General features: G+C 48.0%; 14 protein-coding genes and 2 tRNA genes. 13 read left to right on the top strand and 3 right to left on the bottom strand.

Annotated elements, in window-relative coordinates; translation table 11 throughout:
* Nucleotides 1–7 precede the first annotated feature (7 nt).
* The 10 genes from H8K27_RS12845 (at nt 8) to H8K27_RS12800 (ending at nt 10,056) form a co-directional block, all read left to right on the top strand.
* Nucleotides 8–658 carry a YfgM family protein gene (locus H8K27_RS12845; protein WP_186863581.1) on the top strand — a complete coding sequence of 217 codons (651 nt, stop codon included), beginning with the start codon at nt 8–10 and terminating at the stop codon, nt 656–658.
* Nucleotides 633–1,820: an outer membrane protein assembly factor BamB gene (gene bamB / locus H8K27_RS12840; RefSeq protein ID WP_329604399.1), complete on the top strand. Its 1,188-nt coding sequence runs from the start codon at nt 633–635 to the stop codon at nt 1,818–1,820. Before H8K27_RS12845 ends, bamB begins: the two co-directional genes overlap by 26 nt.
* Nucleotides 1,821–1,826: 6 nt before the next feature.
* Entirely contained in the window at nt 1,827–3,167 is a 1,341-nt protein-coding gene (gene der, locus H8K27_RS12835; protein WP_186863580.1) for a ribosome biogenesis GTPase Der, read from the top strand.
* A 132-nt stretch (nt 3,168–3,299) separates the two neighbouring features.
* Nucleotides 3,300–3,539 carry an RNA chaperone Hfq gene (gene hfq / locus H8K27_RS12830; protein WP_176803757.1) on the top strand — a complete coding sequence of 80 codons (240 nt, stop codon included), beginning with the start codon at nt 3,300–3,302 and terminating at the stop codon, nt 3,537–3,539.
* A 38-nt stretch (nt 3,540–3,577) separates the two neighbouring features.
* The gene (gene hflX / locus H8K27_RS12825) at nt 3,578–4,708 is read left to right on the top strand and encodes a GTPase HflX (protein ID WP_186863777.1); all 1,131 of its coding nucleotides are present in this window, start codon (nt 3,578–3,580) and stop codon (nt 4,706–4,708) included.
* Between the two features lie 32 nt (nt 4,709–4,740).
* A complete protein-coding gene (gene hflK / locus H8K27_RS12820; protein ID WP_186863776.1) occupies nt 4,741–6,009 on the top strand; it encodes an FtsH protease activity modulator HflK in 1,269 nt (422 codons plus the stop codon).
* Nucleotides 6,009–6,908 (top strand): protease modulator HflC, encoded by a 900-nt coding sequence (hflC, locus tag H8K27_RS12815; protein WP_186863579.1) that lies wholly within the window; start codon nt 6,009–6,011, stop codon nt 6,906–6,908. Before hflK ends, hflC begins: the two co-directional genes overlap by 1 nt.
* Before the next feature lie 115 nt (nt 6,909–7,023).
* A complete protein-coding gene (locus H8K27_RS12810; RefSeq protein WP_186863578.1) occupies nt 7,024–8,175 on the top strand; it encodes an ATP phosphoribosyltransferase regulatory subunit in 1,152 nt (383 codons plus the stop codon).
* A 5-nt stretch (nt 8,176–8,180) separates the two neighbouring features.
* Nucleotides 8,181–9,494: an adenylosuccinate synthase gene (locus tag H8K27_RS12805; protein WP_186863577.1), complete on the top strand. Its 1,314-nt coding sequence runs from the start codon at nt 8,181–8,183 to the stop codon at nt 9,492–9,494.
* 19 nt (nt 9,495–9,513) lie between these two features.
* Complete coding sequence (locus H8K27_RS12800) at nt 9,514–10,056, top strand: phosphoribosyltransferase (protein ID WP_186863576.1); 543 nt, start codon at nt 9,514–9,516, stop codon at nt 10,054–10,056.
* Between the two features lie 136 nt (nt 10,057–10,192).
* On the opposite strand, the gene H8K27_RS12795 is transcribed toward H8K27_RS12800, so the two are convergent.
* Together H8K27_RS12795 and H8K27_RS12790 are read right to left on the bottom strand one after the other, a co-directional pair.
* A tRNA-Leu gene (locus tag H8K27_RS12795) sits at nt 10,193–10,277 on the bottom strand.
* 140 nt (nt 10,278–10,417) lie between these two features.
* Nucleotides 10,418–10,502 (bottom strand) — tRNA-Leu (locus H8K27_RS12790).
* A gap of 162 nt (nt 10,503–10,664) precedes the next feature.
* Between H8K27_RS12790 and rnr the strand changes: the two genes are divergently transcribed.
* The 3 genes from rnr (at nt 10,665) to cysE (ending at nt 14,747) form a co-directional block, all read left to right on the top strand.
* On the top strand, nt 10,665–13,145 hold the full coding sequence (gene rnr / locus H8K27_RS12785) for a ribonuclease R (RefSeq protein WP_186863575.1): 2,481 nt from the start codon (nt 10,665–10,667) through the stop codon (nt 13,143–13,145).
* Nucleotides 13,146–13,156: 11 nt separating this feature from the next.
* Nucleotides 13,157–13,891, top strand: a complete 735-nt coding sequence (rlmB, locus tag H8K27_RS12780) for a 23S rRNA (guanosine(2251)-2'-O)-methyltransferase RlmB (protein ID WP_186863574.1) — start codon at nt 13,157–13,159, stop codon at nt 13,889–13,891.
* A gap of 112 nt (nt 13,892–14,003) precedes the next feature.
* Nucleotides 14,004–14,747: a serine O-acetyltransferase gene (gene cysE, locus H8K27_RS12775; protein ID WP_186863573.1), complete on the top strand. Its 744-nt coding sequence runs from the start codon at nt 14,004–14,006 to the stop codon at nt 14,745–14,747.
* Here the strand turns inward: cysE and H8K27_RS12770 are convergent, their stop codons facing one another.
* Nucleotides 14,748–16,232 (bottom strand): NAD(P)H-hydrate dehydratase, encoded by a 1,485-nt coding sequence (locus tag H8K27_RS12770; protein ID WP_186863572.1) that lies wholly within the window; start codon nt 16,230–16,232, stop codon nt 14,748–14,750.
* Nucleotides 16,233–16,260 lie beyond the last annotated feature (28 nt).

Genomic DNA, 16,260 nt, shown 5'->3' with positions numbered 1-16,260 from the left:
TAAAAATATGGCTTACGATTTAGAAGAACAAGAGCAACTGGCAACTTTAAAAGCGGTATGGAAACAATACGGTAATCTGGTTACCTGGATAGTGATCATTGCGCTTGTTGGTTATGCAGCATGGTCTCAGTGGAATAATTATCAGAATAATCAGGCTGGTCAGGCTTCTCAGTTGTATGAAGAGTTGCTGAAGTCAGTAAGCGATAAAGATGCATCCAAAATACTCAGGACGACGACTGATCTGAAAGAGAAATTTCCATCGACTGCTTATGCTTCGATGGGGGCATTCGTCACAGCGAAAGCTTTCTTTGATTCTGGAGACTTAAAAAGCGCGAAGTCTCAGCTGCAATGGATTATTGATTCGGGTAAGTCTGATGAATACAAGGCCTTGGCAAAGCTGCGTTTGGCAGGGCTTTTGCTGGACGATAAATCTTATGACGATGCATTAAAACAGCTTACTGGTGAGTTTCCTGCAGAATTACAGGTGCAGGTAGAAGACCGGAAAGGTGATGTTTATGTCGCTCTTGGGAAAGTAACAGAAGCAAGAAAATCATATCAGGCGGCAATAGATAAAATGACCGATAAGGATCCGATCAAACAACTGGTTCAGTTAAAGCTTGATGCAATTGGTGGTGGCATTGAACCTGCAAGTAAATAACAGGAGTGTGTTTATGCGTTTATCCACCAAATTATCTGCAGTTCTGGTTGCATCGGTTTTAGCTGGTTGTTCATCCTGGAATCCATTTTCATCTAAAACTGAGGTGAAAAATACGCCTGCAGCACTTACTGATATTAAGCCATCCCTTAATGTCAAACAGGTATGGACTGTTCAAGTCGGCAGCGCAGCGAATTACGTGTTTTCACCGGCGGTTTCCGGGACAAAAATCTATGTTGCTGCAGCTGATGGTACTTTACTGAAGATAGATGCTTTAAGTGGACGTACGGATTGGCGGATCAATGCTGGTATGCGTCTGACTGGCGGTGTGGGTGTGGGTTCTGAGCAGATATTTGTGGCCGGTGAAAAAGGGCATTTATTATCCTTTTCCGGCGATGGTCAGTTGCGTTGGAAAATTCAGGATACAACAGAAATTTTGTCCGCTCCTGTCGTCGCTGATGATCAGGTGATCGTCCGTAGCATTGATAATAAAATCAGCGCATATTCTGTCGCGTCAGGTGTGCGTAAGTGGTCTGCTGAGCGTCCGTTACCGCCGCTGACATTGCGTGCTGTTCCGGGAATGGTGGTGGCTGGCGATCAGGTCATTGTTGCATTGCCAGGCGGACGGATGTCGGCTTTGTCGATGGCGAACGGCAGTCTGAGATGGGAAGCCGTGGTCGGTGAGCCTAAAGGTTCAACTGAACTCGAACGGGTTGCTGATGTGTCTGGACTGCCCGTCGTAGTCGGTAATGATGTTTGCGCGACTTCCTATCAGGGGAGAGTTGGTTGTTTTGATCTCCAGACCGGTGCAGCAAGATGGGCCAAAAAATTATCCAGCGAAGTTGGTGTCGGTGGCGATGAACGGTTTGTTTTCGCCGCAGATGTGAACGGTGGAATCAATGCCTATTCCAGAAATGGTGGCGGCAGTGTCTGGAAAAACGATAAATTATCGTATCGCAAACTTTCCGCCCCCGTTTCTTTTGGCAGAGCTGTGGCAGTCGGTGATCTGGCTGGCTATGTTCACTTTTTATCGAGAGAGGACGGTTCTTTCATAGGAAGAATCGCTACTGACGGCAGTCAGATACTGGCAGCCCCCGTTGTTGCCGGTTCCAATTTAATTATTCAAACAAAATCAGGGTTAGTGGTTGCATTGGCAACCGAGTAATATTCAATGAAGCCGGTTATTGCACTTATCGGCCGACCTAACGTCGGCAAATCCACGCTGTTCAATCGGCTTACACGTTCACGCGATGCCCTTGTAGCAGATTTACCGGGATTGACCCGGGATCGTCATTATGGCGAAGGGCGTATTGGCGAAAGACCTTTCTTGGTTATAGATACAGGGGGCTTTGAACCTGTCGCCAAAGAGGGTATTTTGCATGAAATGGCGAAACAGACCAAGCAGGCGGTCGCAGAGGCTGATGTCGTTGTTTTCATGGTTGACGGGCGTCAGGGCCTGACTCCGCATGATAAAACGATTACGGATTTTTTACGAAAATCCGGCCGGTCCGTCATGCTGGTGGTCAACAAAGCCGAAGGGATGAAATACACTTCGGTAACAGCTGACTTTTATGAGCTGGGACTTGGTGATCCCTATGTGATTTCTGCCGCTCACGGCGACGGTGTCGCTGATCTTGTGCAAGAGTCTCTTGATATTGCTTTTGCTCAGAGACCACCTGAAATGGATGAACCTGAAAATGTCGTCAAAGGAATAAAAATTGCTATTGTTGGCCGTCCTAACGTGGGTAAGTCAACACTGGTTAACACCTTGCTGGGAGAGGACCGGGTCATCGCGTTTGACATGCCAGGCACGACCCGTGACTCTATTGAGATTCCTTTCGAGCGGGATGGTAAGCATTATTCTCTGATTGATACTGCAGGTATTCGTCGCAGAGGCAAGGTGTTTGAAGCGATCGAAAAGTTCTCAGTTGTCAAAACACTGCAGTCTATTTCCGAGGCAAATGTCGTTTTGCTTCTGCTGGATGCACAACAGGATATTTCGGAACAGGATGCCCACATTGCCGGATTTATCCTGGAATCCGGGCGGGCCCTGGTCGTTGGCGTCAATAAATGGGATGGATTGCAGAGTGACCGGCGGGATGAAATTAAAATAGATATTGAGCGGAAATTAAATTTCCTTACTTTTGCAAAATTTCATTTCATTTCTGCATTAAAATCGACTGGAATTGGTCCTTTGATGAAGTCGATCGATGCTGCTTATGCTGCTGCTATGGTTAATTTGTCAACACCCAAATTGACCAGAGCTTTAATTGAGGCTGTTGAGCATCAGCAACCGAAGCGAAAAGGTTCTATCCGGCCTAAATTAAGATATGCTCATCAAGGCGGGCAAAATCCGCCAATTATTGTGATTCATGGAAATGCGCTGGATGCGGTGGGCGATGTATATAAGCGGTATCTTGAAAAGCATTTCAGAGAAACATTCTCATTGGTGGGAACTCCGCTGAGAATTGAAATGCGATCCGGCAAAAATCCTTTTGATAAATCAAAATAAGTATTCAGAATAGAGTTTTGAACGTTTTTTCAAATTCTATTGAAGAGCAAGTCAGTTTTTTAAAGAGCAGGGTTGCTTGAAAATAATCAAACAATCCCCAACTCCTGATCACAACAACACCATGGAGCTGTTATGAGTAATAAAGGGCAATTACTACAAGACCCGTTTTTAAACGCTTTGCGCAAAGAACATATCCCAGTGTCTATTTATCTGGTTAATGGAATAAAGTTGCAAGGTCATATTGAATCTTTTGATCAGTATGTCGTGTTGCTGAGAAATACAGTTACCCAAATGGTCTATAAGCACGCTATTTCCACGGTTGTTCCTGCACGTGCTGTCAGTATTAATTCCGATACCGAAGCAGCAGAGTAAATTTTGATTCTTTCTCAATTGGAAAAATGTCTTTAAGTATGCGCGCCGCATTAGTCGGTGTTGACTTTGGTAAAGACGATTTTGCTGTTAGCCTGGAAGAGCTTTCACTTCTTGCGCAGTCTGCAGGGGCTCAGCCAGTCACAACCATCAGTTGCAAAAGATCCAGTCCTGATGCGGCCTTGTTCATAGGGTCTGGTAAAGCGGATGAAGTATTGACCGCAGTTTCCGACGGGCATCTTGATCTTGTTATTTTCAATCATGCATTATCTCCCGCGCAGCAGCGCAACCTGGAACGCCACCTGAAAGTTCGGGTGATCGACCGCACCAGTCTGATTCTTGATATTTTTGCGCAAAGAGCAAAAAGCCATGAAGGTAAAGTTCAGGTTGAGTTGGCTCAGTTACAGCATCTGGCAACCAGACTGATCAGGGGCTGGACTCACCTTGAGCGTCAAAAAGGAGGGATCGGTCTGCGTGGGCCAGGCGAAACTCAGCTTGAAACTGACCGGCGATTGCTCGGGGAGCGCGTCAAGATGCTGAAAGGAAAGCTGGAGAAGTTGCAGCGGCAAAGGGAGACTCAGCGTCGTTCCCGTGACAGAAGTAAAACTTTTTCAGTATCTTTGGTCGGATATACGAATGCCGGTAAGTCCACACTGTTCAATGCATTGACTAAAGCTGGTGCGTATGCCGCTAATCAGTTGTTTGCGACGCTTGATACAACTTCCAGACGCCTGTATTTGGGTGATGCCGGAAGTGTGGTGATTTCAGATACGGTCGGATTTATTCAGGATTTGCCGCACCAGTTGGTGGCAGCATTCCGGGCAACTCTGGAAGAGACAATTCATGCCGATCTGTTGTTGCATGTGGTCGATGCCAGCAGTCCGGTACGTATGGAGCAGATTCAGCAGGTCAACAGCGTGTTAAAAGAAATTGGTGCAGATCATATTCCGCAGATTATTGTATTAAATAAAATTGATCTGGCCGGTATGGAGCCGGCAAGTGGCAAAAATGAATATGGTAAAATTGACCGGATTTTTCTGAGCGCCAAAACTGGGGCCGGACTGAGCATTTTGCGCGATGTCGTCGCTGAATACGCCATATCTAAAGCAGTCAGTATATCAAACGAAAAATCGGACATCAGTGTTGATGATTTGCGTTTTCATGCGCATTAATGCAGCGTACTATTGATCGGATATCAAAAGAAATGATAGGTTCACTTCTCAAGAGGGCAGGCGCTATTTTGTCTTTAAATGATCCTCAGTGGGGCCGGGGGGCTAAAGGTGATAATGACGGAAAAAAAACACCTGACACACCACCTGATCTGGAACAGGTCTGGAAAGATCTGAATCAGCGTATTGCACGCTTTTTGGGACAGCAGGGTGGCGGAGATAAAGGTAACTTTAATCCCGACTCTGCCGGTGCCAGGATGGGGATTGGGGCACTGATCCTGATTTTTATATTTGTCTGGCTGGTCAGTGGTGTTTTTATCGTCCAGGAAGGCCAGACGGCTGTTATCACAACCTTTGGTAAATATAGCCATGTCACAGGAGCCGGCATGAACTGGCGGTGGCCATATCCGATTCAGGGGCATGAGATTGTGAATGTTTCTCAGGTGCGCACAGTCGAAGTCGGTTATCGCTCCAGCGTTAAAAACAAACAGGCAAATGAGTCCCTGATGCTGACGGATGATGAGAATATCGTTGATATTCAGTTTGCTGTTCAGTACAAATTAAAAAATGCTGCTGAATGGCTATACAGTAATCGGGATCAGGAGGAGATGATCCGCCAGGTTGCTGAAACAGCGATTCGTGAAATTGTTGGTAAAAGCAAGATGGACTTTGTTTTGTACGAAGGCCGCGAGAAAGTTGCGCTGGATGTGGGAAGTTTGATGCAGCAGATTCTGACGCGCTATAAGGCCGGTGTGCAGATCACGAATGTCACAATGCAGGGCGTTCAGCCGCCAGAGCAGGTTCAGGCAGCTTTTGATGATGCCGTGAAGGCGGGTCAGGATAAAGAGCGTCAAAAAAATGAAGGACAGGCTTACGCCAATGAGATCATTCCTAAAGCCCGTGGTGAAGCATCGCGGACTTTGCAGGAGGCAGAAGGATATCGCTCGCGCATCGTGGCGAATGCAGAAGGTAATGCGTCCAGATTTAAGCAAGTATTGAGCGAGTATCAGAAAGCGCCTGCAGTGACGCGCGACAGGATGTATCTTGAAACTATGCAGCAGATATTTACCAGCACCAGCAAAGTACTGATGGATACCAGGCAAACGGGCAACATGATTTATTTACCTCTGGAGAAAATGATTTCTCAGGGGGATCCTGCTGCAAATAAACCGGTAACTGCAGCTGCTGTTGCACCTAATTCTGCCCAAGTTCAGGGTGAACAAATTCCGACAGTTGAAATGCGCTATGGAAAAGATAGCCGGAGCAGAGATGTGCGCGATTCTCGTGATCGGGAGACGAGATAATGAATAAAATACTCTCCCTTTTTCTGGCAATTGCGGCTGGATTGCTGGTCGTTTATTCGACAATTTTTGTGGTTGACCAAAAATCCCATGCCATTGTCTTTGCATTTGGCGAAGTGAAGTCTGTTATTAGTGAACCAGGTCTGCACTTTAAATTGCCTCCACCGTTTCAGAATGTCTTGTTTTTGGATAAACGTATTCTGACTATTGATTCTGCCGATGCGGACAGATTTATCACGGCTGAAAAGAAAAATATTCTGGTTGACTCTTACGTGAAGTGGCAAATTTCTGAGCCGAAGTTGTATTACGTCAGTTTCAGCGGGGATGAGCGTCGCGCGAAAGACCGCCTGTCTCAGATCGTCAAAGCTGCATTGAATGATGAAATTACGAAGCGCACCGTCCGGGAGGTGATTTCCGGCGAACGTGGCAAAGTCATGGAAGCGATCAAGAGTAAAGTCGCAGAGGAAGCAAAACAGATTGGCATTGAAATCGTAGATGTGAGATTAAAGCGCGTTGATTATGTCGAGCAGATAAATAACTCTGTTTATGATCGCATGAAGGCAGAGCGTTTGCGGGTAGCCAATGAACTGCGTTCCACGGGTGCGGCCGAGTCTGAAAAAATCAGGGCGGATGCGGACCGGCAAAGAATCGTGATTCTGGCAGAGGCTTATCGTGAAGCAGAACAAATGCGCGGTGCGGGTGATGCTGAGGCGTCGCAGATTTATGCGCAGGCGTTTGGACAGAATCCGGAGTTTTATAAATTCTATCGCAGCCTGGAAGCTTACCGGGCGAGCTTTAGAAGTAAAAGCGATATTGTAGTCGTTGATCCGAGTTCAGAATTTTTTAAATATTTCAAAGCACCTGGTACCGCAGGTAATAATTCCTCATCCCGGAATAAGTAATTCACTTTCTGGTTGTTCTTCTGCAGCGATCTGAATCAATGATGGTTCAGGTCGCTGTTGACCGGATATAAGCCGTTTTTGTGGTTTTTTAATTTATATTTTTGATTGTGCACCAATGCCTAATTGGCTTCTCCCTGAAAATATTGCCGATGTGCTGCCTTCCGAGGCGCGCAAGATAGAAGATTTGCGTCGTGTTTTTCTGGATCATTTCAGATTATATGGCTATGAACTGGTCATGCCGCCGTTACTGGAGTATATAGAATCTTTGCTGACCGGTGCCGGACAGGATATGGATTTGCGTACATTTAAGCTGGTGGATCAGATGTCTGGTCGTACGATGGGCGTCCGTGCGGATATGACGACTCAGGTAGCCCGGATAGATGCGCATTTGCTAAACCGTCAATCCGTCACCCGGCTATGCTATGCGGGACATGTTCTGCATACGAAGCCTTCTGGTTTGCACGCAACCAGGGAACCAATTCAGATCGGTGCGGAAATTTACGGACATAATGGTTTGGAGGCGGACGCTGAAATTCAGCAAATTGTCTTAGGCTGTCTGAATCTGGCTGGTATTGGCGCAGTTCGCCTCGATCTCTGCCATGTCGGTGTCTTAAAAGCGATTCTCGACCTTGATGACGCTGCAAAAAAACATGAGGATGTTTTGTTTTCTTTGCTTGAAGCGAAGGATATACCCGCAATCGATCAGGTAAGTCGTGATTTTTCCGCTCAGGTAAGACAGGCATTAATGGCTTTGCCGACTTTGTATGGCGATGCCTCTGTGTTGGTGAGGGCGCAGCAGCAGTTGCCGGATATTCCGGGCGTACGGAATGCGTTGCATGAGCTGCAGTCTCTGGTGGCCCTGGTGGGCACTGCGCAGGTCACCATTGATCTGGCTGATCTGCGAGGGTATCACTACCATAGCGGTGTCATGTTCAGTGCATTTGTACCGAGATTACCTAACGCGGTAGCTCGCGGTGGCCGCTATGATCATGTTGGTGAAGCATTTGGTCGCGCACGGCCAGCAACAGGCTTTTCTCTGGACTTGCGTGAACTGGCTCGGTTGATGCCTGTTGCTGATAGGAAGGGCGCTATACGTGCACCGTGGAGCCGTGATCCGGAATTATTATCAAAAATTGCCCAGTGGCGCAGTGAGGGGGAAATTGTGATTCAAAATTTCCCCGGTCACGAAAATGAACAAGACGAATTCGACTGTAGCCGTACAGTGGTTTTCGATGGTCAACAATGGATTCTTCAAAATGTAGGTTAAGTGTGATGTCAAACAATAAAACTGCAAAAAATGTCGTCGTTATCGGTACGCAATGGGGCGATGAGGGTAAGGGAAAAATCGTCGACTGGCTGACTGATCATGCGCAAGGCGTTGTCCGTTTCCAGGGTGGGCACAATGCCGGACACACATTGGTGATCGGTGGTCAGAAAACCGCGTTGCAACTGATTCCATCCGGGATCATGCGCGCAGGAACTGCTTGCTATATTGGCAATGGTGTTGTGTTGTCTGTTCCTGATTTATTGCGTGAGATTGATAAATTACAGGCCAATGGCGTTGAGGTCGTTTCCCGGTTAAAAATTTCAGAAGCTTGTCCAGTTATTCTGCCATACCATACCGCGCTGGATGCCGCGCGCGAAGCAGCCCGCGGAGCTGCAAAAATTGGCACGACGGGGAAGGGAATTGGGCCTGCCTATGAGGATAAAGTCGCACGTCGTGCAATTCGCGTAGCGGATCTGTTGAATGCGGAACGTTTTGCCGAAAAGCTGAAAGAGAATCTGGACTACCATAATTTTGTGCTGACCAATTATCTGAAGGCGCCGGCAGTCGACTACCAGAAGACGCTGGATGATGCGCTGGCCTTGGTGCCACGTATCCGGCCGATGGTCGCCGATGTCTCTACAGCTCTGTATGCGGCGCATAAAGCGGGGGCAAGTTTGTTGTTTGAGGGTGCGCAAGGCAGTTTGCTGGATGTCGATCATGGCACCTATCCTTTTGTGACGTCCAGTAACTGTGTGGCAGGAAATGCTGCAGCTGGCTCAGGTGTCGGGCCGAACATGCTGCATTATATTTTGGGTATTACCAAGGCCTATACGACAAGGGTTGGTTCTGGGCCATTTCCTTCGGAGCTGCCTACCGATCAGGGTGTTGGTCAGCATCTGGCAAGCGTTGGGCATGAGTTTGGGACGGTCACTGGCCGTGCGCGTCGCTGTGGCTGGTTTGACGCGGCGTTGTTGAAGCGTTCTGTGCAAATCAATGGTGTTTCGGGAATGTGTCTGACAAAACTGGACGTTTTGGATGGCCTTGATAAATTGAAATTATGCACTGGCTATAAGGTCAATGGCGTTGCCGTAGATATTTTCCCGGTGGGAGCGGAAGAGGCTTCCATGTGTGAAGCAGTTTATGAAGAAATGCCAGGATGGTCTGAGTCGACGGTGGGTGCGAAGAGCATGGATGCACTGCCCGTGAACGCGCGCAATTACATCAAACGCATTGAGGAATTAGTCGGTGTTCCCATTGATATGGTTTCCACAGGACCAGACCGGGAGGAAACCATTGTATTGCATCACCCGTTTGTTTGAAGAAGGAATTTAGTTGAATATGAATACACCAGTGTCGACAGATAAAGATTTGTGGGTTTCCTGGGATGCTTATCACCGGTCAATTGAACAGTTAGCTCTGAAGGTGCATGAGTCCGGCTGGAAATTTGATCAGGTGCTGTGCCTTGCTCGTGGAGGCTTGCGCCCGGGCGATATTTTTTCCCGGATTTTTGACGTCCCATTAGCTATCTTATCAACCAGCTCTTATCGAGAAGAAGCCGGTACTGTGCAAGGCTCTTTGGATATTGGTAAATATATCTCCATGACTAAGGGCAGTTTGCAGGGCAGGGTGCTCGTTGTGGATGACTTGGTGGACTCGGGAATAACTCTGGAGCGGGTGCTGCAACATTTGCGGGAGCATTTTCCATCGGTCAGCGAGGCGAAGTCTGCGGTCATCTGGTATAAAGCCTGTTCTTCCGTGAAACCTGATTATTATCTGGACTACCTGCAAACTAATCCATGGATTCATCAGCCGTTTGAAGAATATGACAGCATCAGACCGCACCAATTAAATGCCTGGTTGAAAAAAGGCGAGGTTGCATAATAAAAAAGGAGCTTTTTGCTCCTTTTTTATTATGCGTAATCATCAAAAAAGAAATGAAGGTAGATTGAATGATTGATTTCAGAGCGATAAAAACGAAAAAGCCCGTTGAATTTAATCAACGGGCTTTCTGTATTTTTGGTGCCCACGGAGGGACTCGAACCCCCACACCTCGCGGCACATGGACCTGAACCATGCGCGTCTACCAATTCCGCCACGTGGGCTGCAGAAGGGAATATTATATAGGAAGTATGCAGGTCTGTGTTGATGTGATGGATTTTTTTATACAATGCTCTGGCAAATTTTTTACATGCGTTAACGGAAAAAGCCCGTTGAAATTAATCAACGGGCTTTCCTTTAAGCTTGGTGCCCACGGAGGGACTCGAACCCCCACACCTCGCGGCACATGGACCTGAACCATGCGCGTCTACCAATTCCGCCACGTGGGCTACGGAAGACAGCAATTATAGATTATTGTTGGAGAATGTCAAGATTTTTACTGAGTGATACTTGAATAACGTTAGGTGATTAGTCATTGCTCCGGTAAACTATAGCCGTGCTTCAATATTAAACGTGAAGCATGTTTTACATTTAAAAGAAATAGACACCATTTGAATAAACATTTATATCCAATTCCCAGCAGGGAAGAAATTTTAGGCGTCCTTCGTACGGCTAAAGTTCAGCTGACGGCTACAGAGATTGCAGAGAAGTTAGGCACAAAAACCGAGGAGCTTGAAGGCATGACACGTCGATTAAGTGCAATGGAGCGGGATGGCCAACTGAAGATCAGTCAATCTGGTCATTATCAGCTTTCAAACCATGAAAACTTTATCTCTGGAAAAGTCAGCAGCCATAGAGATGGTTACGGGTTCCTGATCCCTGACGATAATACAGAAGATTTATTTTTACCCGAACGGGAAATGCAGAAGGTATTGCATGGAGACCGGGTTCTTGCCCGTGTTACCGGCACCGATCGCCGCGGTCGCCTGGAGGGCAGTATCGTTGAAATCCTGGAGCGCGCCAACACACATGTCATAGGCCGCTTACTCAACGAAAATGGCGTGTGGATTATTGCCCCGGAAGATAAGCGATTCAGTCAGGATATTTTACTGGCAGGGTCTCCGGGCAAGGCCAGAGCTGGCCAGGTCGTGAGTGTAGAGTTGACCGAGCAGCCTACGCGTTATTCTCAGGCATCTGGCAAAATTGTAGAAATTCTGGGGGAGGTTGATGATCCCGGAATGGAGATTGAAATTGCTGTCCGAAAATTTGGGGTTCCTCATGAATTTTCGGAACCGGCAAAAAAGGCGGCCGCAAAATTGCCTGCGGAAGTGCAGCCTAAAGATCTGAACGACAGAGTTGATTTGCGCGATATTCCTCTGGTGACCATTGATGGTGAGGATGCCCGCGATTTTGATGATGCAGTGTATTGCGAGCCGGTGAAAATCGGCAGGGTCAAGGGCTATCGTCTGATCGTGGCCATTGCGGACGTCAGTCATTACGTTATGCCGAATGATGCGCTGGATGCAGATGCTTTATTACGCAGCACCTCAGTTTATTTTCCTCGTCGCGTCATTCCTATGCTGCCGGAGAAGCTGTCAAATGGCTTGTGCTCCCTGAATCCAGATGTGGATCGTCTGACGCTAGTGTGTGACATGGTGATCACTGCAGAAGGTGAAGTAAAGGCATATCAGTTTTATCCTGCAGTGATTCATTCTGCAGCACGTTTCACATACACCGAAGTCGCTGCAATTCTTGGAAATACCAAAGGACCTGAGGCGGCAAAGCGTCTCACATTGGTGCCCCATTTATTGTATTTATACGAGGTTTTTCAGGCGCTGCTGAAAGCGCGGCATGCCCGTGGCGCAATAGATTTTGAGACGACTGAGACTTACATCGTTTGTAATAATGCAGGGAAAATTGAGAAAATCATTCCTCGCACCCGAAATGATGCACACAAGCTGATTGAAGAATGCATGCTGGCAGCAAATGTTTGCGCAGCAAATTTGCTGGAGACATATAAACATCCAGGAACATTCCGCGTGCACGCCGGGCCGACTAAAGAGAAATTAGTCCAAGTCCGTAACTTCCTGAAGCAGACCGGGCTGTTCCTGGGTGGCGGTGATTCTCCGTCGGCATCGGATTACGCGGCGCTGATGGAAAAAATAAAAGGTCGCCCCGATGCTCCGCTATTGCAGACAATGCTATTGCGCTCGATGCAGCAGGCGGTCTACAGTCCGGACAATATTGGTCACTTCGGATTGTCGTATGACGCATATGCGCACTTCACCAGCCCGATACGACGTTATCCCGATCTGTTAACGCATCGTGCAATTAAAGCGGTATTGCAAGGTAAGATTTATGAGCCAAAGGGAATTGATTTCAGTGTTTTGAATACGACAATTTCCAATGCTGCCCGCAAACAATTGGTCGCCGATAAAGCAGCCGGAAAAAAAGCTGTTGAAAAAGATCAGACGGTCTGGGATTTGTTGGGAACACATTGCTCGGCCAATGAGCGTCGTGCCGATGAGGCTTCACGCGATGTGGAAGCGTGGCTGAAGTGTTACTACATGAAAAATAAGCTCGGAGAGGAATTTGTCGGAACCATTTCCGGAGTAACCCAGTTCGGTATTTTTGTGCAGTTAGATGATATTTACATTGAAGGCCTGGTTCACATCACAGAACTGGGGCCTGATTACTTCCAGTTTGATGAAGCTCGGCATGAGTTGCGTGGAGAGCGGACCGGAAAACGTTATCAGTTGACAGACAAGGTCAGAGTTCAGGTCAGCCGGGTGGATTTGGATGCGCGTAAGATTGATCTGAGTATTGTTCAGCCTAACATTGCCACTCCTGCTTATCAAAAAGGAGTATCTGCAACTGAGAAGGCAAAGAAAGCATCTTCTTCCGCACGGCAAATTCCTCAGGACGATGCGCATGTCCGAAATGCCGGGAATGAGCGACAGCCCAAAAAACGGGGGCGGTCAAATACCGTCAGCGCAAGCAGCGTTAAAGAGAAGGAAACATCCACCGCCAGGAAGAAAAGCACCGGTGCAAAACCATCAAAACCGGTCAAAAGAAGACGCCAAGTTAAATAAAGAAAAGTTATATGAAAAGTAAAATGATTTTTGGGTTTCATGCAGTCACATCAAGGATTCGTCATGAAGCCTCATCCGTAGATGAAATTTATGTGGATGCAGAACGTAGTGACCGCCGGATGCAAGAGTTGCTGCACACGGCAAAAGCAGCAGGTATCCGGATTATTCAGGCAGATGATCAGCGGCTCTCAAATATTGTGGGTACCCGCCGGCATCAGGGGGTTGTTGCCAAGGCTGGCGAGCTGTCTTTGGCCAGAAATCTGGATGAATTGCTGGATGCGATTGAAGGTCCGCCATTACTGCTGATTCTTGATGGCATTACGGATCCGCATAATCTGGGGGCTTGCCTGCGTGTTGCAGATGGTGTCGGCGCGCATGCCGTCATTGCGCCAAAAGACCGCGCAGTGGGATTAAATGCGACAGCTGCTAAAGTTGCAAGCGGTGCCGCTGAGACCGTGCCATACATTACAGTGACCAATCTGGCACGAACTCTGCGTGAGCTGAAGGAGCGCGACATTCTACTGGTCGGAACTTCTGACGAGGCCGACAAGACAATTTACGATGTTGACTTGACATCCGGTTGTGCAGTAGTGATGGGTTCAGAAGGTGAGGGAATGCGTCGCTTGACGCGGGAAACATGTGATCAGCTGGTCAGTATCCCAATGCTGGGAACCGTAGAAAGCCTGAACGTCTCCGTTGCATCCGGTGTTTGTCTTTATGAAGCAAGGCGCCAGCGGTCTGTCTGATCGAAATTTCTGAATATTTCGGTTGGTGGTGTTTCGGTAATATCAGTGCGCTTCGGCGCACTTTTTACAGATACGTTAGTATGTAATTTGTTTTTCTCTTTGCTTACCTGTCATGTTGAGTCGTCTCCGCGAAGATATCGCCAGTATTATTGAAAAAGATCCTGCTGCCCGCAATGCCTGGGAAGTCATTACCTGTTATCCGGGATTTCAGGCAATTGTGATGCATCGCTGGGCAAACTGGTGCTGGAGCCATGGGTTGAAATGGCTCGGGCGATTTATATCGCATGTGGCACGGGTTTTGACCGGAATCGAAATTCATCCTGGTTCAACTTTAGGACGCCGGGTTTTTATTGATCATGGATTTGGTGTGGTAATCGGTGAGACCGCAGTGGTTGGTGATGACTGCACAATATACCAAGGTGTCACCCTAGGGGGGACATCCTTATCGCGTGGTGCCAAAAGACACCCTACCCTTGAGGCGGGCGTCATTGTAGGCGCAGGCGCTAAAGTGCTGGGTAGTTTTACGGTCGGCGCGGGAGCAAAAATCGGCTCTAATTCAGTTGTCCTGAAGGCTGTACCTGCCGGTGCAACAGCAGTCGGCAATCCTGCACATCTGATCAGAAGAGATGATGTCGCCGATAGTCAGCAGACGAATCTTTTTTCAGCATATGGTGTTACGCAAAACAATGATGACCCGGTATCCAAGGTTTTGCATAAGCTGATTGATCATGCAGCTGCGCAGCAAGAGCAGATTGAAAAACTCACCGCAGCTATTTCTTGTGCTGGTATCGCTTGCGAGCAAACGAAAGCACAGGATAAAATCAATCCGGAACAGATCAACAGTCTCGTTGAGTAGTTAAACTGACTGTTGTGTCGGTAAGGGGAAATTCGGTCGCCGGACGAGTCTGTTCAGGATGTTCCGGATTGCCGGTGGTAATTCTCCTGCGCATAATCCAATGGGGCCGATGCCAGAATCAACCAGTTCATCAGCTGCTTTGCTATGAATCCAGGTGGCGAATTTAGCTGCTTCAATAGTCTGCATGCCTTGCGCTAGCAAGGCACCGCAAAGTCCGGCCAATACATCACCAGTCCCGCCAGTGGATAAGCCCGGGTTACCGGTTGTGTTGATAAAGATATCGCCAGCCGGGTTACTGACAATGCTTCCTGCACCTTTTAAAATCACAATAGCGTTGAATGCTGTTGCGAGCTGCTTAGCGGCGCTCAGACGGTCATGTTGAACTTGAGTGATTGACTTCCCCAGAAGGCGCGCGGCTTCCAATGGATGCGGCGTTAGCATGACAGGGCTTGTTTTTTGTCTCAATATGACCTGCAATTCCGGTTCAGCTGCAATCAGGTTCAGTGCGTCCGCATCTATAACGATGGGGGTGTTTTTTCGCAGCATATCTTGCAGAATCTTTTTTGCATCATGACTGGTGCCCATGCCGGGGCCGACAACCAGAACTTCATTATTAACTGTGAAGTCACGAATATTTTTACACATTATCTCGGGGTGTAATGCATCAAAGCTGGCTGCTGCATCCAGAAACCCTATGCTCACTTTGCCGGCACCAGCTAATAATGCAGACCGGCCTGCGAGAAGGCAGGCTCCGGTCATGCCTTGTGCACCACCGATGATCAGCACATGGCCGTAATGTCCCTTATGTGTATTGGGTAATCGCCGCAGGCCAGACAATGGCAGCATATTGGCTTCGATTAGCAAACATCTGCTGTCAGGGAATACGGCAGGCTGTATATCCAGATCATCGACGAATACTATTCCTGAGGAATCTTTCCCATAGGCGGTATGAAGTCCGGGTTTGTTGGCGATGAAAGTCAGCGTGTAGTCTGCCCGGATTGCCAGCATTTGAGTGTTGGTGAAATCCCCGGTATCCGGATTGATGCCGCTTGGCAGATCAAGTGCCAATACCGCGGTCTGGCCATGCGCAGTCAGCTCATTGATGCCATGAATTAATTCAGCGTAATGCTCATCCATATCCCGAGTCAGCCCGATGCCGAATATCCCGTCGATAATCAGTGACCATTGCGCAGATAAAATTTCCGGAAGATCTTGATCTCCTCGCAGCGTAACAGACAGTTCCGAGGCAAGTGCGTAGCTTTTTTTTGCATCCTCGGAATATTTTCCGGGTTCGCCATACATCAGCAATGTGCAGTGCCAGCCCATCATGGCGAGCCGTGCTGCTGTTTCGCAGGCATCACCACCATTATTACCGGGACCTGCAATGATCAAAACCGGTAAGTGTCTCTCCCGCAGTATTCCCGCTGCCAGCGTTGCTGCGGCTATTCCTGCTTTTTGCATCAGGGAGTATTCTGTTTGCTGCATTTCTCCAAAATTTTCCAGTTCACGGATC

Source organism: Cognatundibacterium griseum, from assembly GCF_014284195.1.
Classification (GTDB): domain Bacteria; phylum Pseudomonadota; class Gammaproteobacteria; order Burkholderiales; family Burkholderiaceae_D; genus Undibacterium; species Undibacterium griseum.
The sequence above is the reverse complement of the archived record's forward strand: the minus strand, read 5'-3'. Positions and strand labels throughout refer to the sequence as shown.

What these genes read in the sequence shown, in the direction of transcription:
- H8K27_RS12845 (WP_186863581.1), top strand. Translation starts at nt 8, where the DNA reads ATGGCTTACGATTTAGAAGAACAAGAGCAACTGGCAACTTTAAAAGCG.
- der (WP_186863580.1), top strand. Translation starts at nt 1,827, where the DNA reads ATGAAGCCGGTTATTGCACTTATCGGCCGACCTAACGTCGGCAAATCC.
- hfq (WP_176803757.1), top strand. Translation starts at nt 3,300, where the DNA reads ATGAGTAATAAAGGGCAATTACTACAAGACCCGTTTTTAAACGCTTTG.
- hflX (WP_186863777.1), top strand. Translation starts at nt 3,578, where the DNA reads ATGCGCGCCGCATTAGTCGGTGTTGACTTTGGTAAAGACGATTTTGCT.
- hflK (WP_186863776.1), top strand. Translation starts at nt 4,741, where the DNA reads ATGATAGGTTCACTTCTCAAGAGGGCAGGCGCTATTTTGTCTTTAAAT.
- hflC (WP_186863579.1), top strand. Translation starts at nt 6,009, where the DNA reads ATGAATAAAATACTCTCCCTTTTTCTGGCAATTGCGGCTGGATTGCTG.
- H8K27_RS12810 (WP_186863578.1), top strand. Translation starts at nt 7,024, where the DNA reads ATGCCTAATTGGCTTCTCCCTGAAAATATTGCCGATGTGCTGCCTTCC.
- H8K27_RS12805 (WP_186863577.1), top strand. Translation starts at nt 8,181, where the DNA reads ATGTCAAACAATAAAACTGCAAAAAATGTCGTCGTTATCGGTACGCAA.
- H8K27_RS12800 (WP_186863576.1), top strand. Translation starts at nt 9,514, where the DNA reads ATGAATACACCAGTGTCGACAGATAAAGATTTGTGGGTTTCCTGGGAT.
- rlmB (WP_186863574.1), top strand. Translation starts at nt 13,157, where the DNA reads ATGAAAAGTAAAATGATTTTTGGGTTTCATGCAGTCACATCAAGGATT.
- cysE (WP_186863573.1), top strand. Translation starts at nt 14,004, where the DNA reads ATGTTGAGTCGTCTCCGCGAAGATATCGCCAGTATTATTGAAAAAGAT.
- H8K27_RS12770 (WP_186863572.1), bottom strand. Translation starts at nt 16,232, where the DNA reads ATGCAGCAAACAGAATACTCCCTGATGCAAAAAGCAGGAATAGCCGCA.